This is a genomic window from Mesorhizobium caraganae, from assembly GCF_016836705.1.
Lineage (GTDB): Bacteria > Pseudomonadota > Alphaproteobacteria > Rhizobiales > Rhizobiaceae > Mesorhizobium > Mesorhizobium caraganae.
This window is the reverse complement of record NZ_JAFCGY010000002.1, coordinates 131,282-149,141: the sequence shown is the minus strand read 5'-3', so window position 1 is coordinate 149,141 and position 17,860 is coordinate 131,282. Positions and strand designations below refer to the sequence as shown.

20 protein-coding genes and 1 pseudogene are annotated in these 17,860 nt (G+C 62.7%); 13 read left to right on the top strand and 8 right to left on the bottom strand.

Annotated elements, in window-relative coordinates:
* The first annotated feature begins 97 nt into the window (after window positions 1-97).
* The 3 genes from JQK88_RS08285 to JQK88_RS08275 all read left to right on the top strand — a co-directional run bounded on the left by JQK88_RS08285 (window position 98) and on the right by JQK88_RS08275 (window position 1,483).
* Window positions 98-262 carry a hypothetical protein gene (locus tag JQK88_RS08285; RefSeq protein ID WP_192256598.1) on the top strand — a complete coding sequence of 55 codons (165 nt, stop codon included), beginning with the start codon at window positions 98-100 and terminating at the stop codon, window positions 260-262.
* 57 nt (window positions 263-319) lie between these two features.
* Window positions 320-952, top strand: a complete 633-nt coding sequence (locus tag JQK88_RS08280) for an NAD(P)-dependent oxidoreductase (RefSeq protein ID WP_192256596.1) — start codon at window positions 320-322, stop codon at window positions 950-952.
* A gap of 171 nt (window positions 953-1,123) precedes the next feature.
* The gene (locus tag JQK88_RS08275) at window positions 1,124-1,483 is read left to right on the top strand and encodes an SPW repeat protein (protein ID WP_112564283.1); all 360 of its coding nucleotides are present in this window, start codon (window positions 1,124-1,126) and stop codon (window positions 1,481-1,483) included.
* 167 nt (window positions 1,484-1,650) lie between these two features.
* On the opposite strand, the gene JQK88_RS08270 is transcribed toward JQK88_RS08275, so the two are convergent.
* Together JQK88_RS08270 and JQK88_RS08265 are read right to left on the bottom strand one after the other, a co-directional pair.
* A complete protein-coding gene (locus tag JQK88_RS08270; RefSeq protein ID WP_203278028.1) occupies window positions 1,651-3,204 on the bottom strand; it encodes a trimethylamine methyltransferase family protein in 1,554 nt (517 codons plus the stop codon).
* A gap of 12 nt (window positions 3,205-3,216) precedes the next feature.
* Window positions 3,217-3,420: pseudogene (locus JQK88_RS08265) on the bottom strand (glycine cleavage T C-terminal barrel domain-containing protein); the annotation flags it as partial.
* A 26-nt stretch (window positions 3,421-3,446) separates the two neighbouring features.
* On the opposite strand from JQK88_RS08265, the gene JQK88_RS08260 reads away from it, so the two are divergent.
* From JQK88_RS08260 to JQK88_RS08240, 5 genes are all read left to right on the top strand, one after another.
* Window positions 3,447-3,656 carry a hypothetical protein gene (locus JQK88_RS08260; RefSeq protein WP_376740386.1) on the top strand — a complete coding sequence of 70 codons (210 nt, stop codon included), beginning with the start codon at window positions 3,447-3,449 and terminating at the stop codon, window positions 3,654-3,656.
* 152 nt (window positions 3,657-3,808) lie between these two features.
* Window positions 3,809-5,968, top strand: coding sequence for a transglycosylase domain-containing protein (locus JQK88_RS08255; RefSeq protein WP_203278027.1), 2,160 nt, complete (start codon window positions 3,809-3,811; stop codon window positions 5,966-5,968).
* Between the two features lie 267 nt (window positions 5,969-6,235).
* Window positions 6,236-6,820: a DUF1214 domain-containing protein gene (locus JQK88_RS08250; protein ID WP_192256590.1), complete on the top strand. Its 585-nt coding sequence runs from the start codon at window positions 6,236-6,238 to the stop codon at window positions 6,818-6,820.
* Entirely contained in the window at window positions 6,813-7,361 is a 549-nt protein-coding gene (locus tag JQK88_RS08245; RefSeq protein ID WP_192256588.1) for a DUF1254 domain-containing protein, read from the top strand. The genes JQK88_RS08250 and JQK88_RS08245 overlap by 8 nt, the downstream gene beginning before the upstream one ends.
* Window positions 7,362-7,774: 413 nt before the next feature.
* The gene (locus JQK88_RS08240) at window positions 7,775-8,785 is read left to right on the top strand and encodes a DUF2336 domain-containing protein (protein WP_192256586.1); all 1,011 of its coding nucleotides are present in this window, start codon (window positions 7,775-7,777) and stop codon (window positions 8,783-8,785) included.
* On the opposite strand, the gene JQK88_RS08235 is transcribed toward JQK88_RS08240, so the two are convergent.
* From JQK88_RS08235 to JQK88_RS08220, 4 genes are all read right to left on the bottom strand, one after another.
* Window positions 8,772-9,119, bottom strand: a complete 348-nt coding sequence (locus tag JQK88_RS08235; RefSeq protein ID WP_192256584.1) for a DUF1491 family protein — start codon at window positions 9,117-9,119, stop codon at window positions 8,772-8,774. The genes JQK88_RS08240 and JQK88_RS08235 overlap by 14 nt on opposite strands.
* Window positions 9,120-9,192: 73 nt before the next feature.
* Entirely contained in the window at window positions 9,193-9,981 is a 789-nt protein-coding gene (locus JQK88_RS08230; RefSeq protein WP_203278026.1) for a peptidoglycan-binding domain-containing protein, read from the bottom strand.
* Entirely contained in the window at window positions 9,956-11,698 is a 1,743-nt protein-coding gene (locus tag JQK88_RS08225; RefSeq protein ID WP_192256862.1) for an ATP-binding protein, read from the bottom strand. The genes JQK88_RS08230 and JQK88_RS08225 overlap by 26 nt, the downstream gene beginning before the upstream one ends.
* A gap of 64 nt (window positions 11,699-11,762) precedes the next feature.
* Window positions 11,763-11,990: a hypothetical protein gene (locus JQK88_RS08220; RefSeq protein ID WP_192256580.1), complete on the bottom strand. Its 228-nt coding sequence runs from the start codon at window positions 11,988-11,990 to the stop codon at window positions 11,763-11,765.
* Between the two features lie 245 nt (window positions 11,991-12,235).
* Between JQK88_RS08220 and JQK88_RS08215 the strand changes: the two genes are divergently transcribed.
* Entirely contained in the window at window positions 12,236-12,610 is a 375-nt protein-coding gene (locus JQK88_RS08215; protein ID WP_203278025.1) for a DUF5330 domain-containing protein, read from the top strand.
* Window positions 12,611-12,725: 115 nt separating this feature from the next.
* On the top strand, window positions 12,726-13,154 hold the full coding sequence (locus JQK88_RS08210; protein ID WP_192256860.1) for a SufE family protein: 429 nt from the start codon (window positions 12,726-12,728) through the stop codon (window positions 13,152-13,154).
* A 60-nt stretch (window positions 13,155-13,214) separates the two neighbouring features.
* Here JQK88_RS08210 and JQK88_RS08205 read toward each other — a convergent pair whose 3' ends face one another.
* Both JQK88_RS08205 and JQK88_RS08200 read right to left on the bottom strand, forming a co-directional pair.
* The gene (locus JQK88_RS08205; RefSeq protein WP_181058877.1) at window positions 13,215-13,640 is read right to left on the bottom strand and encodes a Ros/MucR family transcriptional regulator; all 426 of its coding nucleotides are present in this window, start codon (window positions 13,638-13,640) and stop codon (window positions 13,215-13,217) included.
* A 305-nt stretch (window positions 13,641-13,945) separates the two neighbouring features.
* Window positions 13,946-14,428 carry an SH3 domain-containing protein gene (locus tag JQK88_RS08200; protein WP_312037249.1) on the bottom strand — a complete coding sequence of 161 codons (483 nt, stop codon included), beginning with the start codon at window positions 14,426-14,428 and terminating at the stop codon, window positions 13,946-13,948.
* A 127-nt stretch (window positions 14,429-14,555) separates the two neighbouring features.
* Here JQK88_RS08200 and JQK88_RS08195 point away from each other — a divergent pair, with 127 nt between their 5' ends.
* The 3 genes from JQK88_RS08195 (at window position 14,556) to JQK88_RS08185 (ending at window position 17,860) form a co-directional block, all read left to right on the top strand.
* Window positions 14,556-16,700, top strand: coding sequence for a S9 family peptidase (locus tag JQK88_RS08195; protein ID WP_192256576.1), 2,145 nt, complete (start codon window positions 14,556-14,558; stop codon window positions 16,698-16,700).
* Entirely contained in the window at window positions 16,697-17,323 is a 627-nt protein-coding gene (locus JQK88_RS08190; RefSeq protein ID WP_192256574.1) for a LysE family translocator, read from the top strand. Before JQK88_RS08195 ends, JQK88_RS08190 begins: the two co-directional genes overlap by 4 nt.
* A gap of 147 nt (window positions 17,324-17,470) precedes the next feature.
* Complete coding sequence (locus JQK88_RS08185) at window positions 17,471-17,860, top strand: SET domain-containing protein (protein ID WP_112564128.1); 390 nt, start codon at window positions 17,471-17,473, stop codon at window positions 17,858-17,860.

Genomic DNA, 17,860 nt, shown 5'->3' with positions numbered 1-17,860 from the left:
ACGGGCATACACAGAAAAACGGCCGCCGGGAGCATTTCCCCCGGCGCGCCAAGGATTTCCGCCAGTCAGCAGTCAGCAACGACAGGGAGATCGACAGATGATTACCTTCGTACCAAAGCCAAATGGCGTTCCGGCGACCAAGCCGGCCGAGGAAAGCCGCTTCGACCGCATCCGCAGGATTGCCGCCGACAAGCACAGACAGACCGATACCGGCACAACCCGCCGCGATCCCCAAAAGGCCGGCGACAAGCGCCCGATGTGAGCCGGTGGCGCGTTCCTCAGGGGCGCGGCAGGCTGATCAGTTCCAGGGGAGCGGATGATGAAACTGCTCATCTTTGGTGCCTCAGGTGCGACTGGGCGCGTCCTCGTCTCGGCGGCGCTGGCAAAAGGCCATGCGGTTACCGCCTTCGCTCGCACCCCGAGCAAGCTTGCCGTCAGCCATGAAAACCTGAGGGTGATCGTCGGAGATGTCGCCGATCACCAGGCGGTGACGCACGCCGTTAGCGGGCATGAGGCAGTTTTCAGCTGTCTCGGGGTCGGCGTGCCGCTGAAACACGACCCGGCTGTGGTTGCCGGTATCGGCTTCATCGTCGATGCCATGCAGCGGACCGGCCCTGCCCGGCTCATCTATCTTTCGTTCCTTGGCGTCCGCGACAGCCGGCGGCAATTGGGGCCGCTGCTCGGCGGTGTCCTAGTGCCGCTTGTGCTGCGTAACGAAGTGGCCGATCACGAGGCGAAGGAAAAGCTTATCGTCCAATCCAGCCTCGACTGGACCATCGTGCGGCCGCCCAAGCTCACAAACGGTGCGGCAACCGGTGAATTCCGCCACGGCAATGATATTCGGGCAGCATCCCTGCTGCCGACATTGACGCGTGCCGATGTGGCGGCCTTCATGCTCGGCCAACTCGACGACACCACCTATTCGCGCCGGGCGGTTGCCATCCTGCGTTGACCCTCTAGAGGCCGCCCCGACCCTGTTCGATAGCTACGCCATGAATTCGCAGCCATCGGCCGCCCTGGGGCAGGTCCTTGAAGGTCATTTGAAGCGTAATTATATCAACAACTAAGCGTGCGGTGCACGCGAAACGTAGTGCTTTGGTCAAGCTTCTCTATGGAGGTTGTCATGGCCAATAAACTCATGGAAGGAAAACGTGGCCAGGATTTGATTAATCTGATCCTTGCCGTTTGCCTGTTCGTCTCACCCTGGATAGTCGGCTTCGCCGCTGAAACCACTGCCGCTTACAACGCCTGGATTGTTGGCGTTGTGCTCGGTGCGCTGGCTTTCGCGACGCTTTCCGTATTCGCCGAGTGGGAAGAGTGGGTGAATCTTGTTCTCGGGCTCTGGCTGATCGTCTCGCCCTGGCTGCTTGGTTTTATGGCGAACGCAAACGCAATGGGAACCCATGTGGTTCTTGGCGTGCTGGTGGTTCTCGCATCGGCCTGGGCAGTCTGGGACGTTCATCACCCGCACGCGCATGCGTGATCGGTGACGACAAAGGAGGGGCCCGGCGCGTGGGCGGCGGGCTCCACTGATCGCTGAGAGCGATACGCCGGCCCGTGAGCCGGGCCGCGTGCATATAGCGTGAAAAAAAGGACCGCCCGGTCAATATCCCGGCGGCCCAGCAGATTATCATTGCCGTTGCGTTCCTTTCACGAGACCGGTGCTGCCCCGCCCTGTTCGGTGCGCCGCGCTATGAATTCATCGAGAATACCTGATGTAGCAGCCGCCGAAGCCGGTGGCTGGAAGTCGGCAAGCGCCCGCTTCCAGATGCCGGTGGCGCGTTCGGTGGCCGACTTCGAACCGGACTGCGTCCAGTTGCCGAAATTCGACCAGTCGGCGACCAGCGGCTCATAGAAGGCGGTGCGGTAGCGCGCCATGGTGTGGCCGGTCGAGAAGAAATGCCCACCCGGCTGGACTTCGGCGATGGCCTCGAAACCGATCGCGTCGTCGTCGCCAGGAGTTGCCGCACAAAGCTCGGCAATCGACTGCACTGCCTCGATGTCGGTGATCAGCTTTTCGAAAGAGACACTCAGGCCACCCTCTAGCCAGCCCGCGGCGTGGATGCAGACGGTGGCGCCGGCAAGCACCGAACCCCAAAGGGCGAACTGCGACTCATGAGCTGCCTGCGCATCGGAAATGTTGGCGGCACTGCCAGCACCCGAACGCCAGGGAAGGCCGATGAAGCGCGCCAGTTGGCCGGCCCCAAGTGTCGCCTTGACGTGTTCGGGCGTGCCGAATGCCGGCGCGCCCGACTTCATGTCGACATTGGAGGAGAAGGAACCGTAAAGCACGGGTGCGCCCGGGCGCACGATCTGCGCCAGTGCCAGACCGGCGAGCGCCTCGGCATGCTGCAGCGTCAGCGCGCCGGCGACCGTGATCGGCGCCATGGCCCCGGCCAGGCAGAACGGCGTGATGACCAGGACCTGCCCGGCGCGGGCGAAGTCGATGATGCCTTGCGCCATCGGAATGTCGAGCTGGCGCGGTGAATTGGTGTTGATGATGGTGTAGCAATGGGCGCCAGCGCGGAATTCATCCTCTGACAGCCCGCGCGCCAGCCGGATCATCTCAAACCCATCCTCGACCTGCGGCGTTCCACGAGCGAAGACAAAGGGGAACTTGTCGGACAGCGTCAACTGCGCGCGGTTGACGGCATAGTGGCGTAAACGGTTGTCGACATCCTGCGGCTCGATGCAGGGGCAAAGCATATGCAGTACGTCGAAATGCTGGATGAGCTTGGTCAATTCCTCGAAGGCGGCGAGCGTGCCCGGCCGGCGGCCGCGTTCGAGATCGGTGACGTTAGGTGCGCCAGCGCCGGCGAGGAAGGTCATGGAGCCGAGTTCGAGCGTGAGGTCTCGGCTGCGATCGCCGGCCAGCGCCGGGATCGACTTTGGCGCCGAGGCCAGTGCGGCCGCGACGATGTCTCGACCGATGCGCACCATCTGGCTGTCCTCATCGACCAGCGCACCGGCTTTCGCGTAAATCGCGCGCGCCTCGGGCAGCAGCGCCTTGATGCCGAGCTCTTCCAGTACGCGCAGCGCCGTGTGGTGGATAGCGACGACGCGATCGTCCGAAAACACCGGCTGCGGCAGGAACGGGTTTTTGAGCGAACGATAATTCGGGTGGCGGCTCGACCCGCTGCCGGCCTCACCGGTGTGTCCGTGCCGGCGCTCGCGCCTGGTCTCCCTTATGACATCATCGACCATGGCCACCACTCCTCATTGCCTCATTGCCTTGCCGTCAGGGTCGTAGGGTGAAGCCGCGATGACACGTGCAGGCCGCTCGACGCCGACAATGTGCACCGAAAGGTCGGTTCCCTCCCCGGCGAAATCGTCGTCGACCAACGCCAGCGCGACGCTTTTGCCAATCGTGTAACCATAGCCACCGGAGGTGACGAAGCCGACGCGCCGACCCTTGTGCCAACGACCGTCTTGGCGCCATCCGCGAGATGTATCGCCGCCACGGCTATGACGAGGAAGACGCCTTCATCCGGGCGCGCGTGCTCTACTACATGCAGATCGGCTATTACGTGCTCGACCTCAAGGAGCCGGTCGAGGCGCGGGTCAGCCATCTCGCCGCCTATCTGCGCGCCTTCACCGGCCAGGAGCCGAGCGATGCGGATGTAGCGCATTTTATGCACTTCATCGCTGCGCGCTGATAGAATAGCGGTTGGCGGTCAGCAAACCGTGCGGTGTGGCCCGGCTGCCCTTGTGAGCGGGGCTGAAATGGATGAATAGTCTTCGTCGGGTGTGCCCGCCCTGAAATTGCCCGCTTGCGGTTCTCAGGTCCTGGGTGGGGTGAGTTTCGGGAATGGCCAGTCCTTTAGAACGACGTCCAAGGAGAAGAGGTCCGATCGCCGCCGCACTGCTGGCGGTGGATGCGTGGATCGATTCCTCGCTCTACGAGATCCGCTTCAAGGCCGGCCAGTTCTGGGAATCGGCGACCATTTTTTCGCGGCGCTTCCGCGTCACCGGCTGGCGGCGCGGCATCATCGAGGTGCTAAGCGAAAGTTTCACCATGGGCGCCGGCGGCTTTGTGGTGCTCCTGGCGCTGGCCATGCCGGCCTTCCAGATCACCACAGGCGACTGGCGCAGCCAGGGCGATTTCGCCGTCACCTTCCTCGACCGCTACGGCAACGAGATCGGCCAGCGCGGCATCATCCAGCGCGATTCGGTGCCGGTCGACGAGATGCCGGACCATGTCATCAAGGCGGTGCTGGCGACCGAGGACCGGCGTTTCTTCGAGCATTACGGCATCGACGTGCTCGGCCTGTCGCGCGCCATCTTCGAGAATGTGCGGGCCAATTCCGTCGTCCAGGGTGGCTCCAGCATCACCCAGCAGTTGGCCAAGAACCTGTTCCTGTCGAATGAGCGGACCTTGCAGCGCAAGATCAAGGAAGCTTTCCTTTCGCTGTGGCTGGAGGCCAATCTGTCGAAGAAGGAGATTCTGCAGCTCTATCTCGACCGCGCCTATATGGGCGGCGGCACGTTCGGCATCGAGGCGGCGGCGGATTTCTATTTTGGCAAGAGCGTCAAGGATCTGAACCTCGCCGAGGCGGCGATGCTGGCCGGCCTGTTCAAGGCGCCGACCAAATACGCCCCGCACATCAACCTGCCGGCTGCCCGCGCCCGCGCCAATGTGGTGCTGTCCAACCTCGTCGATTCCGGCTTCATGACAGAAGGCCAGGTGTTGCAGGCACGGCTGCACCCTGCCGAGATCGTCGACCGCGGCGAGCAGAAGAGCCCGGATTATTTCCTCGACTGGGCCTTCGACGAGGTCAAGAAGATCGCCAAGCCCGGCCAGCATTCGCTGGTCGCCCACACCACATTCGACGCCAACATCCAGAAGGCGGCGGAAGAATCCGTCGAATTCCACCTCCGCCAGTTCGGCAAGGAATACAACGTCACCGAAGGCGCCGTTGTGGTGATCGAGACCAATGGCGCGGTGCGCGCCATTGTCGGCGGCCGCGACTATGGCGCCAGCCAGTTCAACCGCGCCACCAAGGCGCTGCGCCAGACCGGTTCATCCTTCAAACCCTACGTTTACGCCACCGCGATGGAGCATGGCTTCACCCCGGACTCCGTCGTCTCGGGCGGGCCGATCAGTTGGGGCGGCTGGTCGCCGCACAATTACAATGGCGGCTCGGCCGGCAATGTGACGCTGATCACGGCGATCGCCAAGTCGATCAACACCGTGCCGGTGCGGCTGGCCAAGGACTATCTCGGCATCGGTCCGATCAAGGCGATGGCGGAATCATTCGGCGTGGAATCGCCGCTGGAATCGCACAAGACCATGGTGCTCGGCACATCGGGCATGACGGTGATGGACCAGGCGACGGGCTACAGCGTGTTCGCGCAGGACGGCTTCGCCGGCTCGCGGCACGGCATTACCCAGCTCGTCACCCGCACCGGCGATGTCGTCTACGACTGGGCCAAGGATGCGCCTGCGCCGCATCGGGTTTTGTCGGAACAGGCGTTGAAATACATGAACACCATGCTGGCGGCCGTGCCGGCGATCGGCACGGCGCGGCGCGCGCAGCTGCCCAACATCGTCGTTGCCGGCAAGACCGGAACGACGCAATCCTACCGCGACGCCTGGTTCGTCGGCTTCACCGGCAACTACACGGCCGCTGTCTGGCTCGGCAATGACGACTTCACCCCGACCCGCAACATGACGGGCGGTACGTTGCCGGCGATGGTGTGGCAGCGGCTGATGGTCTACGCGCACCAGAACATCGACCTGAAGCCGATCCCCGGCCTCGACAAGCCCTTTGTCGACGAAGAAATCGCCGCCAAGGCCGAGGAGGCGGAGAAGAAAAACGCCGATCAGGCGGCACCGGATGCCGCCGCCGAGCGCCCGCCCGTGCTGTCCAGCCGCACGACGCAGACACTGCGCGAAATGACCAAGGTGTTCCAGGCCGCGCCCGTGCTGGTCGCACCATCGGCGCCGGAGACCCTGTCGGCGCTTTGACCAACGCGGCTTTTCCTTCTCCCTTGTGGGAGAAGGTGGATCGGCGCGCAGCGCCGAGACGGTTGAGGGGTGGGTGACGGAGAGCCGTCGCCGCCAAGCTGGAGCACCCCTCATCCGACCTCGCTTCGCGAGGCCACCTTCTCCCACAAGGGGAGAAGGGGGAGCGCCGCCCACCTACTGCCTATCTGCAATTTCGCTACTGGCTTGCCACAAACCCCTCGCCCGCGATATCCCGACCAACAACTCCTTCCTTCGTCCCGGTTCTTCATGCTCAAGACCGCCTTTTTCACGCTGCTTTCGCTTGCCATTGCCATCGGCGGCGGCGGCGGCAGCGTCTGGTATGCGCTGCAGGCGCAGAGCGGTGTCGGCGCGATCAGCATCGGCCAATGGACCGCCTTCCCCGAGATCGGCACCCAAGATGCCGACCCCTATTCGAAGGCGCGCGTGGCGCGCGAGGGCGTACTGGCGCTCGGCAAGGCGGAAGGCTTGTCCTTCATCGCCGAACGCGATGCGGCCGGCGACGAGCTTCAGCGGCAATGCGACTACAGGATCGAAGGCAGTTTCCCGACCGCCCGGTTCTGGACGCTTTATGCCGCCGACCAGTCGCTCAGCGTGGTCGACACCGGCAAGCCGCGCCTGGCAGCACTGCAATCCTACCAGGTGCTGCGCCAGCCCGACAATTCGGTGATCATTGCCGTCGGCAATCGCCCGGCGCCCGGCAACTGGCTTCTGACCGAAGGCTTTGGCCGGATGTATTTCGTGCTCACCTTCTACGACACGCCGATCGCCTCGAGCACCGGCCTTTCCGACGTGACGCTGCCCCGTATCGTCAAGGCGGGCTGCAATGCGTAGGCTGCTGCACGCCATCCTGCTCGGCCTGCTCGGTGCCGGCATCGTCCACATCGTGGTGCTTTTGCTGGTGCCGGAGTTTACCGAGCGCGACGCCTGGTCACGGCTGGCTACGGCATCCGACCTCTACAAGATGACCAGGCTCGACGCCGAGGCCGGCGGCGCCCCTGTGGTGAAGTCGGTCGATCCGCTGTTTTACGCCGCCGCCTGCCGCTTCGACCTTGCCGAAGGCATAGTGCGGATCAAGGCGCCGGGCAGCGTGCCGTTCTGGTCGGTGTCGGTCTATGACCGCAACGGCCACAATTTCTATTCCTTCAACGACCACACCGCAACGGACAGCAAGCTCGACACCGTGGTGCTGACGCCGGCGCAGATGATCGACGTGCGCCGGGAGCTTCCGGAAGACCTGCAAGGGGCGATCTTCGTCGAAGCGCCGATCGAGGAAGGCATCTTCGTCATCCGTGCCTTCGTGCCCGACGACAGCTGGAAGCCGGTGGTGTCGCAGTTCCTGGAGCAGAGCTCCTGCGAGCTGCAGGACTACTGATTTCAGCCTTGAGAAGCCCTTGTAAGAAGCCGGCTCAGTGGTGCGGAACAGGCGTCCGTGGTGTGCCTGGCTTGTCGGGACCGGCCGGCCGCGCCTCGCCCGCCAATGGCGGATGCTCGTAGCGGACGCCTGGGAAAATGATCACCGCCGCCGGCGTGCCGGTGTCCTGAACTGCTCGATTGACTGGTGCCGGTCGCGGCACGAAAGACAGTACCATGCCCATGGTTCGCGTATTCCTCTCGGTTGCCCCGGAGCACAACGCAACGCCTCCAAATGTGATTAAGGCAGGCAGAGGGTTAACGGAGCGCTAACGGATCGCCGCTAATTTGATGTTTGTTCCAGGCCTTACGCGAAACCGACACAGTTGCGGTTGAGCATGGTCCGGGTCGTGTCGAGTGTCGGGCGTATCTTCCGTGTCAGTTTCGGATTTCAGGCAAATCGCTATACGGACGGAATCGGGAAAAGCCGAAAGGCTGTTTCGCGCCGCCGTGTCGGCGTTCTGCTCGCTGACCCGCCCGTCACGCCGCGAGATCGCCCAGCTCGAGGATCTGACGCTGCCGCTTTTCGAGACTGTGTCGGTCGAATCGCGCCGCTATGTCGCCGCTGCCCTCTCCGAATGCGAATATGCGCCGGCTGCCCTGGTGCGGCGGCTTTGCGAGGAGCCGGTCGATGTCTGCGCGCCATTACTGGTCCGTTCCCGCGCCCTGAGCGATATCGACCTGATTGCGCTGATCGGCCGTCACGGCCTGCCGCACGCGCGCGCCATTGCCCGCCGCAAGGATTTGAACCCGACCATCGCGCAGCTGATCAAGGCGCTGGAGAAACCAACCCTGGTGCGGGTGCGGCAGCCCGAGTCTATCGCCGAAGTGGCGGGCGACAGCGCCGAATCCGCTCCCACCGCTCCCAGCCCACCCAAACTGTCCGGCAGCGCTGCCGAAAACGCCAGGCGCCGGCTACGCTCGATGATGCTCGCCGAGGGCGAGGCGACATCGGTCAATCCCTTCGTCGGCTCAGCAACCTACGGCAAGCTGCGCGAGACGGCGCTGACCGGCAACGCCGCTTTCTTCCAGACCGCGCTTGCCGACGCGCTCGACATCGACTTTTCGACGGCGCGCGCGCTGACCGAGCAGTCGAGCTACCTCTCGCTGCTTGCCGCCTTGCGGGCGCTCGACCTCAGCGAGGACAGGGCATTCCTGATCACGGTCGCCGTCCACCCCCGGGAATTCCCGCACCCGCAGGCGATCCGCAACTTCCTCGACCGCTACCGGCTGCTGCACCACGAGGCGGCTCTCGAAAAGCTCCGCGGCTGGAAGGCCGAAACAGTGTCGCGAGCGGTGCGCGGCAACGCACCAGTAGCCGCAAACGCCGACCAGGTGCCGGATGGCGACAAGGCCAGTTTAGGGGCCAGCCTCAAGGCGTCTTGACGGAGAGAAGCTCCTCGACGGGAACCGAACCGGCCTCGATCTCGACCACCCAGATATCGGGATCGAATTTTTTCTCCCGCTCCAGCCTGGCGTCGAGTACGCTGGCGTCTTCACCAGAGCCGAGCAGCGTGAAAAACCGGTCATCCGGTTTGGCCGAATCGTAGCTCGTCTGCGGCGCCGGGCCGAACAGGGAGACCTCGCCCAGCCGGCCGCGCGACAGCACGAAGACAGTGCCGGCCTCGGTCGCGCCGCGCTTGACGACGGCCGCAAAGCCGCCGGCGCCGAACACGCGGCGCAACAGGGCCGACACCCATAGATCGGTGGTTACGCGCATGGCAGGGTTCCGGACGACATGCGCAGGGTCTTAGCCGGATTTTTGCCCATCGGCGAGCGGTCGTCCGGCCCGCTCAGTTGGTCAGGCCGATTTCGCGCATCTTGACGTAGACGACCTCGTCCGGCTCGCCGGTCTGCGGCAGGCCGAACAGCGACTGGAATTCCTTGATCGCGGCCTTGGTGCGGGCGCCGACGACGCCGTCGAGCTGCATGTCGTCATTGCCGAATGCCTTCAACCCGGCCTGGATCTTGACGATGCGAGGATCGGGCGCCTGGGCGGATGCCGGTGCTGAGACCGGAATTGGCGCGGGGGCAGCCTCGGGCGCGGCAGCGGGAGCAGCAGCCATATCCACGGGCCGCGGCACCGGATGGGGAATACCCGCCGTCGTCTGCTTGGCGCCGAGCTGGTCGAGCAGGACGGCGTCGATCTCGCCGGATGCCGGCAGACCGACCTTCTGCTGGTAGGCCTGGATGGCCTTGTGGGTATTCGGCCCGGAAATGCCGTCGACGGTGCCGGTGTAGAAATCGAGGTCCTTGAGGATGCCTTGCACCTGCTCGACCGTTGGGTCGCTCTTGGCCGGAGCCGGGCCAGGCCGCAGTATGTTGATGGTGGTTTCGGGTTCGTCCGTGCCGGGGTGCGGAAAACCCTCGATGCTGCGAGTGGCGAAGAAGGCACCGGCATGCGGAAACGGCTGGTACCACAGCGCGTTGGCGGAAACGTAGAACAGCGTCACCAGAAAGGCTGTCGAGCCGCCGACCAGGACCGGATTGCGCGAGATCGCTCCGCCGAGCGCAATCGCGCCGGCCTCGAAAGCGCCGCTGCGGCGCTTGACCGCCTTAGGCTGTTTTGCGGAGCGAGCCATTCCTGTCCCCTTTCGCGTCGCCCTTCGTCCTGGTCGCGGGCATCGGCAGCACGCCGTTCCTGTCGGTCGCGCGCTTCTTCGGCCCGTTCACCGGCAGGCTGATCGTGACCGTGGTCCCCTCGCCCGGCATGCTCTCGATCGACATCGTGCCGTCGTGCAAGGCCACCAGGCCCTTGACCAGCGACAGGCCGAGCCCGGTGCCCTCAAAGCGGCGCGTATAGTCATTCTGGATCTGCATGAAGGGCTTGCCGAGATTGGCGAAATCCTCTTCGGCGATACCGATGCCGGTGTCCCTGACCCAGAAATGCAGCCGCGAGCCAATCCGCTTGGCGCCAACGACAACATCGCCGCCATCTGGCGTAAACTTGATCGCATTGGAGACGAGGTTGATCAGGATCTGCTGCACGGCGCGACGGTCGGCATTGATCTCGCCGGCGTCCGGCGCAATCTGCGCCTGGAGGTCGATATTCTTGGCGTTGGCCTGCAACTGCATCATCGACTGGCACATCTCGACCGCCTCGATGAAGCGGAACGGTTCGGGCTCGGTTGCGTAGGCGCCGGCCTCGATCCTCGAGACGTCCAGGATCGAGGTGACGACGGCAAGCAGATGCTGGCCCGAATCCCTGACCAGGCCGACATATTCCTTCTGGCGCGGGTCCTTGAAGCCGCCGAACATCTCGTGCAGCAGCATATCGGAAAAACCGATGATGGCGTTGAGCGGCGTGCGAAGCTCGTGGCTGACCACGGCCAGGAAGCGGCCTTTCGCCACCTCGGCCGACGCTGCCGCCTCATTGGCGGCGGCAAGCTCGTCGCGCAGTTCGGCGATCTCGTCGTTCTCGCGCAGCAGCAGGGTGAAGGTTTCCTGCTGCTCTTCGGACCGAACCAGTTCGAGCTGGAATGGCCGGTAATTGTCGGCCATCGGAGCATTGCCGTCCTGGGGCAGCCGTACCCGAAGATCGAGCCGCCGCGCCAGGGCGCCATCGCGCAGGTCGGCAAGCGCGCTCAGATAAGCAACGCGATCGGACAGATGAATGCGGTCAAACAGGCCGGCGCCGAAAAGCAGTTCCGGCGGCAGCTTCAGGATGGTGCGCGCCTTGGCCGAGGCATCCTGGACCTCGCCATGCCGGGCAACATGCAGGACAACGGCGTCGATCATGTCCTCGAGGCGGTCGCTTGGAAGGAGCGCCGGCGCGCGTGCGGCATCGCCAAGGGCTGCAAGCCGGGGAACCAGCGTCAGCCCCCAGGCCAGCGGCAGAAGCCAGTGCCACACCGCGACTTGCACCGCGCCGAGCGGGACGATAGTGCCGACAAAGGGCTGCAGCAGCACCGCGGCAAGGGCGGAAATGCCGCCCCAAAGTGCCGCGCGCTTTGACCCAGCGATCCACCAGGCTTCGAATGGCAGCGCCAGAGCCAGCAGCGCAACCGGCGACGCCAGGCCGCCTGCTGCCGCGATGGCGCCGGCAAGGGCAAGACCGCCGGCGGCAAGCGCGACCTGGGCGGCCAGCGCCATTTTGCCCGACGCCGCCACCAGCAAGGCGGCGAACCAGCAAAGACCGAAGGCGGCGAAGATTGTTGCGACGGTGACGGCGGCACCCATGCCCGAGGTGACCAGTGTCACCGCGGCACCCGCGGCAAAGAACGGAGCGGCAAGCATGATGCCGATGAACCGGCGCTGGCGCAGGCGGTCGTCCCGGCCAACGATGGCCGGATGGACCATGCGTTCGCAACCGGCCGCCAGCGCGCCAGGCAGTTCAAGATATCTGGCCTTTATCAAACTCAACTCAACGCACTCGCACCCGGTCGTGACTGCCCCTGCTTTGCAGGTCGTTTTTGTTTGTTTGAAACTCGCATCGAGCGTTTAAGGAATGAATAAGGCTGACCGGAACAACGACCTCCCTGCGGCAAAAATTGCGGCGCAGGCGCCAGAATGCACCGCCATTTGCGGCCATAGTAAACGGAGCGTTATGTGCAAAAGGCGTGCCTGCGGCGGCAAAATCCTGCGCCGGCATGCCAGCACCTCTGGATATATCCATTCATAACAATCGCTTAGATGGTTAGTGCAAGGTGAAGAGAACCGCCGGCGTTTGAAACCAATGCATTGCAAAATGCTTCGTTTCGAATTTGCCTAAAATTTGAGGAAAATTTTCGCTGAGCAAGCAAGCCGTCCTTTGCGCCTCATGTGTCATTGTCGCTGAGATAAAAGAGGTCATGGCGCATGGACGCATGATCCGGTCATGGACGAGAGGGCAATTCGATGGGCTTTCTGATAAGAATGGCGTTCTGGTTTTCGCTGGTGCTGCTGGCGCTGCCACTGAGCGTCGGCTCCGACGAAGAGGGCCACGAGAGCGTCGGGCCGATCCAGGCACTCTTTGCGGCGCGCGAGGCGGTCGGCGACATCGCCGGCATTTGCGAGCGCAAGCCCGATGTCTGCGAGACCGGCAAGTCGGCGATGCATACGATCAGCGCCCGGGCCAAGGAAACCGCCAAGATCGCCGCCGCCATGCTGGACGACAAGGGCACCGAGCCCGAGACGTCGCCCGATACCTCACTGGCCACCGGCAGCGTCGCCGAGGACATTGTGCTGCCGGCGACCGTCAACATCCCTGCCAGCCTGGTGGCGAAGAACTAACACCGTTTCCGCTGTCTCTACAGCGACACCGCAGGCCGGTCGGACCTCTCGGCGCCTGCGGTGTTTTTCTTCTTTTTCCGTGACGCCGCAGCCGCGGATGACTATATCCCAAGCAATGGCCACGACGATCCAGATGATCCGCGACGACTTTTCCCTGCTCGACGAGTGGGAAGACCGCTATCGCTATGTGATCGAGCTCGGCGAAGCGCTGCCGCCATTTCCCGACGCCGAACGCAATGCCGTGAACAAGGTGCCTGGCTGCGTCAGCCAGGTCTGGCTGACCACTGAACAAGCCCCGGGCGCCGATCCCGTCATCACCTTCACTGGCGATTCGGACGCCCATATCGTGCGCGGCCTGGTCGCCATCATGCTGGCGTTGTTTTCGGGACGGTCCGCCAGCCAGATCCTGGAAACCGACGCCGAGGCGACGCTGAAGTCGCTCGGCCTCGACGAACATCTGTCGCCGCAGCGCGCCAACGGTCTGCGCTCGATGGTCAAGCGCATCAAGCGCGACGCGGAGATGGCTCTCAAGCAAACTGCTTGACCCCGGAAACAAAAACGGCGCCTCGAAGGCGCCGTTGATCTTGTCGAACTGGAGCCGGTGTTACCGGCCCTTGCGCTTGCGACCGAGGCCCATCTTCTTGGCCAGCTGCGAACGGGCAGCGGCATAATTGGGGGCAACCATCGGGTAGCTGGCGTCCAGATTCCACTTCTCGCGGTATTCATCGGGCGTCAGACCGTAGTGCGTCATCAAATGACGCTTCAGTGACTTGAACTTCTTGCCATCTTCAAGGCAGACAATGTAGTCGTCATGGACAGAGCGCTTCGGGTTTACCGCAGGCTTCTGCTTGTCGGCCGGAGGTTGTTCGCTCGTTCCGCCCACGCGCCCGAGAGCGGCATGGACATCGGCGATAAGATTCGGCAGTTCGCCGACTGGCACGGGATTGTTGCTGACGTAGGCGGCGACCACATCGGCGGTCAACTCGATCAGCGCATCGCTATTTCTGGAAGGTGTTTCGACGATATCCATGGTGTTCAGGCCCCAACGAAAGATGTTTCTGTTTGCGCCCTTTTTGAGAGATCGGGCATGGCGCGAATTTCACGCGGGAAGAGCTTCATGGATTCGCGTCCGGGCATCTTAATGAGCCTGCGGACCAAGTAAGTCAATTCGCATCTTGCGCTATATTCAATGATATTCATCGAATAGTCGCTCTTCAGCTTCAATCTTTCGTGCACTCTGTAACTTCGCGATATTTTCTGGTCGGACCAGGACTGGCATGACGTAAGGTCATGCATCACTAAATCAGCAAGGACTCATAAAATGGATAGCGATGCTTAGCCTATGCTTTGCAGGCTCGAATAGCTGAATTTCTGGATTCGTACAAAATCAGAAGTTGCAAGGTGTTTGCGAAACCCGCCGAAGGAAGACCTGCTTAGAACCGGATTCAATAGGGAACGAGGTATTTTCCGTAGACCCCAGCCAGTAACGAAACCACCATTTTGCGCCGGGTCGTGCCAAACTTGACACCATTGGTAGCGAATTGCCTGTTTCTGTTTCCAGTCCGGCTTGCCGGCGATCTCCAGAAGGTTCAGCCCCCCGGTGCACTTGCCGGTCATCTGCAGGATGGTCCCGTTGGGATAGGCCGCCTGCTTCTGGGATGCGTTGGACGGATATTTGCGAATGTTGAGCGTGTCGCCGAACGGCACGCCAGCCACTTGCCAAGCGGCGAACGCGGTTGCATGAGACTGGCCGGTGAAAGCCAGAACGGTCGAAGCGACGGCGAGAGCCGCAGCGGTGCTGAGATAGAAATTCGTCATCCTCTCCTCCTGTACATCTTCTGCGGCTCATCTTCCCGAGCCAGCCCCACCAATGCCTGCCTGCCCTTGAACCCGCGCTGATCGGCGTGTTCATTTGCCGTTCAAGTAACTTCTTCAGTGAGACGCAATGACCAAGACCCCAGCCTTTCCGACCGCTCGCCCGCCGAGCCCTGAGAAACACCCAGTCTTCGACACGCATCACGGCTTCACCCGCACCGACGATTATGCCTGGCTGAGGGCGGATAACTGGCAGGCGATGTTCAGGGATCCTTCCCTGCTCGACGGCCGCATTCGCGCCCATCTCGAAGCCGAGAACGCCTATCAGACAGTGCTGATGGCCGATACCGCAGAGCTTCAGAAGCAACTGTTCGGCGAGATGAAGGGGCGCATCAAGGAAGACGATTCGACGGTGCCGATGAAGGATGGCCCCTATGCCTATGGCTCATCCTTCAAGCTTGGCGGCGAACAACCACGCTATTTCCGCATGCCGCGCGATGGCGGCGATGAGCAGATCCTCCTCGACGGCGACGCGGAAGCCGAGGGCAAGCCGTATTTCCGCCTCGGGGGCGTCGACCATTCGGCCGATCACCGCAAGCTCTTGTGGGCGTTCGACGACAAGGGCTCCGAATTCTTCACGCTGCGCGTGCGCGACCTCACCAGCGGCAAGGAATTGCCTGACCAGATAGACGCCACCAGTGGTGGTGGCACCTGGAATGCCGCCGATGACGGTTTCTTCTACACCAGGCTCGACGACAATCATCGCCCGTCCAAGGTGCTGTTTCATGCGCTCGGCGACAGCCCTCAAAATGACCGGCTAATCTATGAGGAAAACGATCCCGGCTTCTTCATGGATGTCGGCGGCACACGCTCCAACGAATGGATCATGATCGGCATCAACGATCACGAAACCTCGGAATACCGCCTGATGCGCGCCGATGAGCCGTTCGCCGAACCCAAGCTGGTGGCGGTGCGCGAGATCGGCCTGCAATATGATCTGGAGGAAGGCGGCGACATCTTCTTCATCCTCACCAATGCCGACGGCGCCAAGGACTTCAAGATCATGACGGCGCCGGCTGATGACCCGGTGCGCGCCAACTGGGAAGAGCTGGTGGCGCACGAACCGGGCCGGCTGATCCTGTCGGTGGTCGGCTTCAAGGACCATATGGTCAGGCTCGAGCGCAAGGAAGGCCTGCCGCGCATCGTCGTGCGCGACCGCCGCAACGGCGAGGAGCACCTGATCTCGTTCGACGAGGAAGCCTTCTCGCTCGGCCTGTCGGGGTCCTATGAGTATGACACCGAGATCATGCGCTTTACCTATTCGTCGATGACGACGCCGGCGCAGGTCTTCGACTACAACATGCGCAGCCGCGAGCGCGTGCTGCTGAAGACCCAGGAAGTGCCGTCCGGCCACGATCCGGACCACTATGTCACGCGCCGGCTGATGGCGCCCGCCGCCGATGGCGAGTTGGTGCCGGTCTCGCTGCTGCATCATCGCGACACGCCGCTCGATGGCTCGGCACCTTGCCTGCTCTACGGCTACGGCTCCTACGGCATCGCCATTCCGGCGGCCTTCAACACCAACTGGTTCTCGCTGGTCGACCGCGGCTTTGTCTTTGCCATCGCCCATGTCCGCGGCGGCAAGGACAAGGGCTATGGCTGGTATGATAACGGCAAGCGGGCGCACAAGATGAACACGTTCACCGATTTCATCGCCGTCGCGCAGCACCTCGTCGCCGAGCGTTACACACAACATGATCGCATCGTCGCGCAAGGCGGCTCGGCCGGCGGCATGCTGATGGGCGCGATCGCCAACATGGCGCCGCACAGTTTCGGCGCCATCGTTGCCGAGGTTCCTTTTGTCGACGTAATGACCACCATGCTCGACGCAAGCTTGCCGCTGACGCCGCCGGAATGGCCGGAATGGGGCAATCCGATCGCATCAGCGGAGGACTATCGGATCATCGCCGCCTACTCGCCCTATGACAATGTCGCGGATCACGACTACCCGCCGATCCTGGCGCTGGCCGGCCTCACCGATCCGCGCGTCACCTATTGGGAACCGGCCAAGTGGGTGGCGCGGCTGCGCGAGCGCAAGAGCGGGACCAATCCGGTGCTGTTCAAGATCAACATGGATTCCGGCCATGCCGGCGCGTCGGGCCGGTTTTCCAGGCTGGAGGAGATCGCCTATACCTATTCCTTTGCGCTGAAGGTTACGAGCAAGCTCGAACCTGAGGTGATGGGCAAGGCCGAGATAGCAAAGGAGGCGTCATGATCGATCTATCCACCTTGATGGCCTACGTGGCGGTTGTGCTTGGCTTTGTGTTCATTCCAGGCCCAGCCACACTTTTGACGGTGGCGCGAGCGACGAGTTCCGGGACCAGGGTTGGCATCGCGACGGGCGCCGGCGTCGCGGCTGGCGATGTGTTCCATACCGTCATGGCGATGGTCGGCATTTCGGCGATCATCGCCACGTCGGCAACGCTGTTCAGCATCGTAAAATACATTGGCGCGGCGTATCTGGTTTACCTCGGCATTCGCGCGATCATCGAGAGAACACCGGCCAACCCTACTGCCGGCGTGCTGGCGATCTCCGCCGGCAAGGCGTTTCGACAGGCTGTCCTGACCGAGGTGCTCAATCCAAAGACCGCGCTTTTCTTCCTCGCCTTCCTGCCTCAGTTCGTGCGGCCTGAAAACGGATCGGTAATGCTCCAGCTGATGACGTTGGGCATAATCTTTGTTCTGCTCGGCCTTTTCAGCACAGTCGTCTTTGCCGTAAGCGCGGGGAAGCTCGGTACGTTCCTGCGCCGCAATCCATCAGTGGTGAAATGGCAAGGCAAGGTGGTCGGCGGTATCTACTGTGCGTTGGGCGTTCGTCTGGCCTTGCAGCAGCGCTGATGTCGGAGCGAAAGGCGCGCCCCGTCGAGGCGTGCCGATCATCACTTTTTGAATTCCGCGCTGCTCATTTTCACTCGCAATTGTAATGGCTGCGCGCTACCCAATGCGCGCCACCTTCCAGACAATGACATACGCAAAGGGGCCACTATGTTGCTCGTCGACACTTATCTCGAGAAATCGCCGATCCAGGGCATCGGTGTTTTCGCAAAGACCCACATTGCCAAGGGCACGCTGGTCTGGAAGCTCGACCCGCGCTTTGACCGGCTGATCGACGTTGAAACCTATGAGGGCGAGAGCGGGCCGGTGAAGAGCTACCTCGACCGCTATTCCTATCCCGACCGCCGCGATCCGAACTACATCGTCTTCGAAGCCGACGATGCCCGCTACATGAACCATGACGACGAACCGAATTGCGATGTTTCTTCGCCCGAGGAGACCTATGCCTTGCGCGACATCGCGCCCGGCGAGGAACTGACCTGCAATTACAGTCACTTCTTCGAAACGGGCTTCGACTTCCTCGGTGACCGCCACCTTTAG

Coding starts and splice junctions, on each gene's coding strand:
- JQK88_RS08210 (WP_192256860.1), top strand. CDS start 12,726: ATGGCCACGACGATCCAGATGATCCGCGACGACTTTTCCCTGCTCGAC.
- JQK88_RS08250 (WP_192256590.1), top strand. CDS start 6,236: ATGCTCAAGACCGCCTTTTTCACGCTGCTTTCGCTTGCCATTGCCATC.
- JQK88_RS08205 (WP_181058877.1), bottom strand. CDS start 13,640: ATGGATATCGTCGAAACACCTTCCAGAAATAGCGATGCGCTGATCGAG.
- JQK88_RS08195 (WP_192256576.1), top strand. CDS start 14,556: ATGACCAAGACCCCAGCCTTTCCGACCGCTCGCCCGCCGAGCCCTGAG.
- JQK88_RS08285 (WP_192256598.1), top strand. CDS start 98: ATGATTACCTTCGTACCAAAGCCAAATGGCGTTCCGGCGACCAAGCCG.
- JQK88_RS08190 (WP_192256574.1), top strand. CDS start 16,697: ATGATCGATCTATCCACCTTGATGGCCTACGTGGCGGTTGTGCTTGGC.
- JQK88_RS08230 (WP_203278026.1), bottom strand. CDS start 9,981: ATGGCTCGCTCCGCAAAACAGCCTAAGGCGGTCAAGCGCCGCAGCGGC.
- JQK88_RS08255 (WP_203278027.1), top strand. CDS start 3,809: ATGGCCAGTCCTTTAGAACGACGTCCAAGGAGAAGAGGTCCGATCGCC.
- JQK88_RS08275 (WP_112564283.1), top strand. CDS start 1,124: ATGGCCAATAAACTCATGGAAGGAAAACGTGGCCAGGATTTGATTAAT.
- JQK88_RS08185 (WP_112564128.1), top strand. CDS start 17,471: ATGTTGCTCGTCGACACTTATCTCGAGAAATCGCCGATCCAGGGCATC.
- JQK88_RS08260 (WP_376740386.1), top strand. CDS start 3,447: ATGTATCGCCGCCACGGCTATGACGAGGAAGACGCCTTCATCCGGGCG.
- JQK88_RS08245 (WP_192256588.1), top strand. CDS start 6,813: ATGCGTAGGCTGCTGCACGCCATCCTGCTCGGCCTGCTCGGTGCCGGC.
- JQK88_RS08225 (WP_192256862.1), bottom strand. CDS start 11,698: ATGGTCCATCCGGCCATCGTTGGCCGGGACGACCGCCTGCGCCAGCGC.
- JQK88_RS08235 (WP_192256584.1), bottom strand. CDS start 9,119: ATGCGCGTAACCACCGATCTATGGGTGTCGGCCCTGTTGCGCCGCGTG.
- JQK88_RS08200 (WP_312037249.1), bottom strand. CDS start 14,428: ATGACGAATTTCTATCTCAGCACCGCTGCGGCTCTCGCCGTCGCTTCG.
- JQK88_RS08280 (WP_192256596.1), top strand. CDS start 320: ATGAAACTGCTCATCTTTGGTGCCTCAGGTGCGACTGGGCGCGTCCTC.
- JQK88_RS08215 (WP_203278025.1), top strand. CDS start 12,236: ATGGGCTTTCTGATAAGAATGGCGTTCTGGTTTTCGCTGGTGCTGCTG.
- JQK88_RS08220 (WP_192256580.1), bottom strand. CDS start 11,990: ATGCCGGCGCAGGATTTTGCCGCCGCAGGCACGCCTTTTGCACATAAC.
- JQK88_RS08270 (WP_203278028.1), bottom strand. CDS start 3,204: ATGGTCGATGATGTCATAAGGGAGACCAGGCGCGAGCGCCGGCACGGA.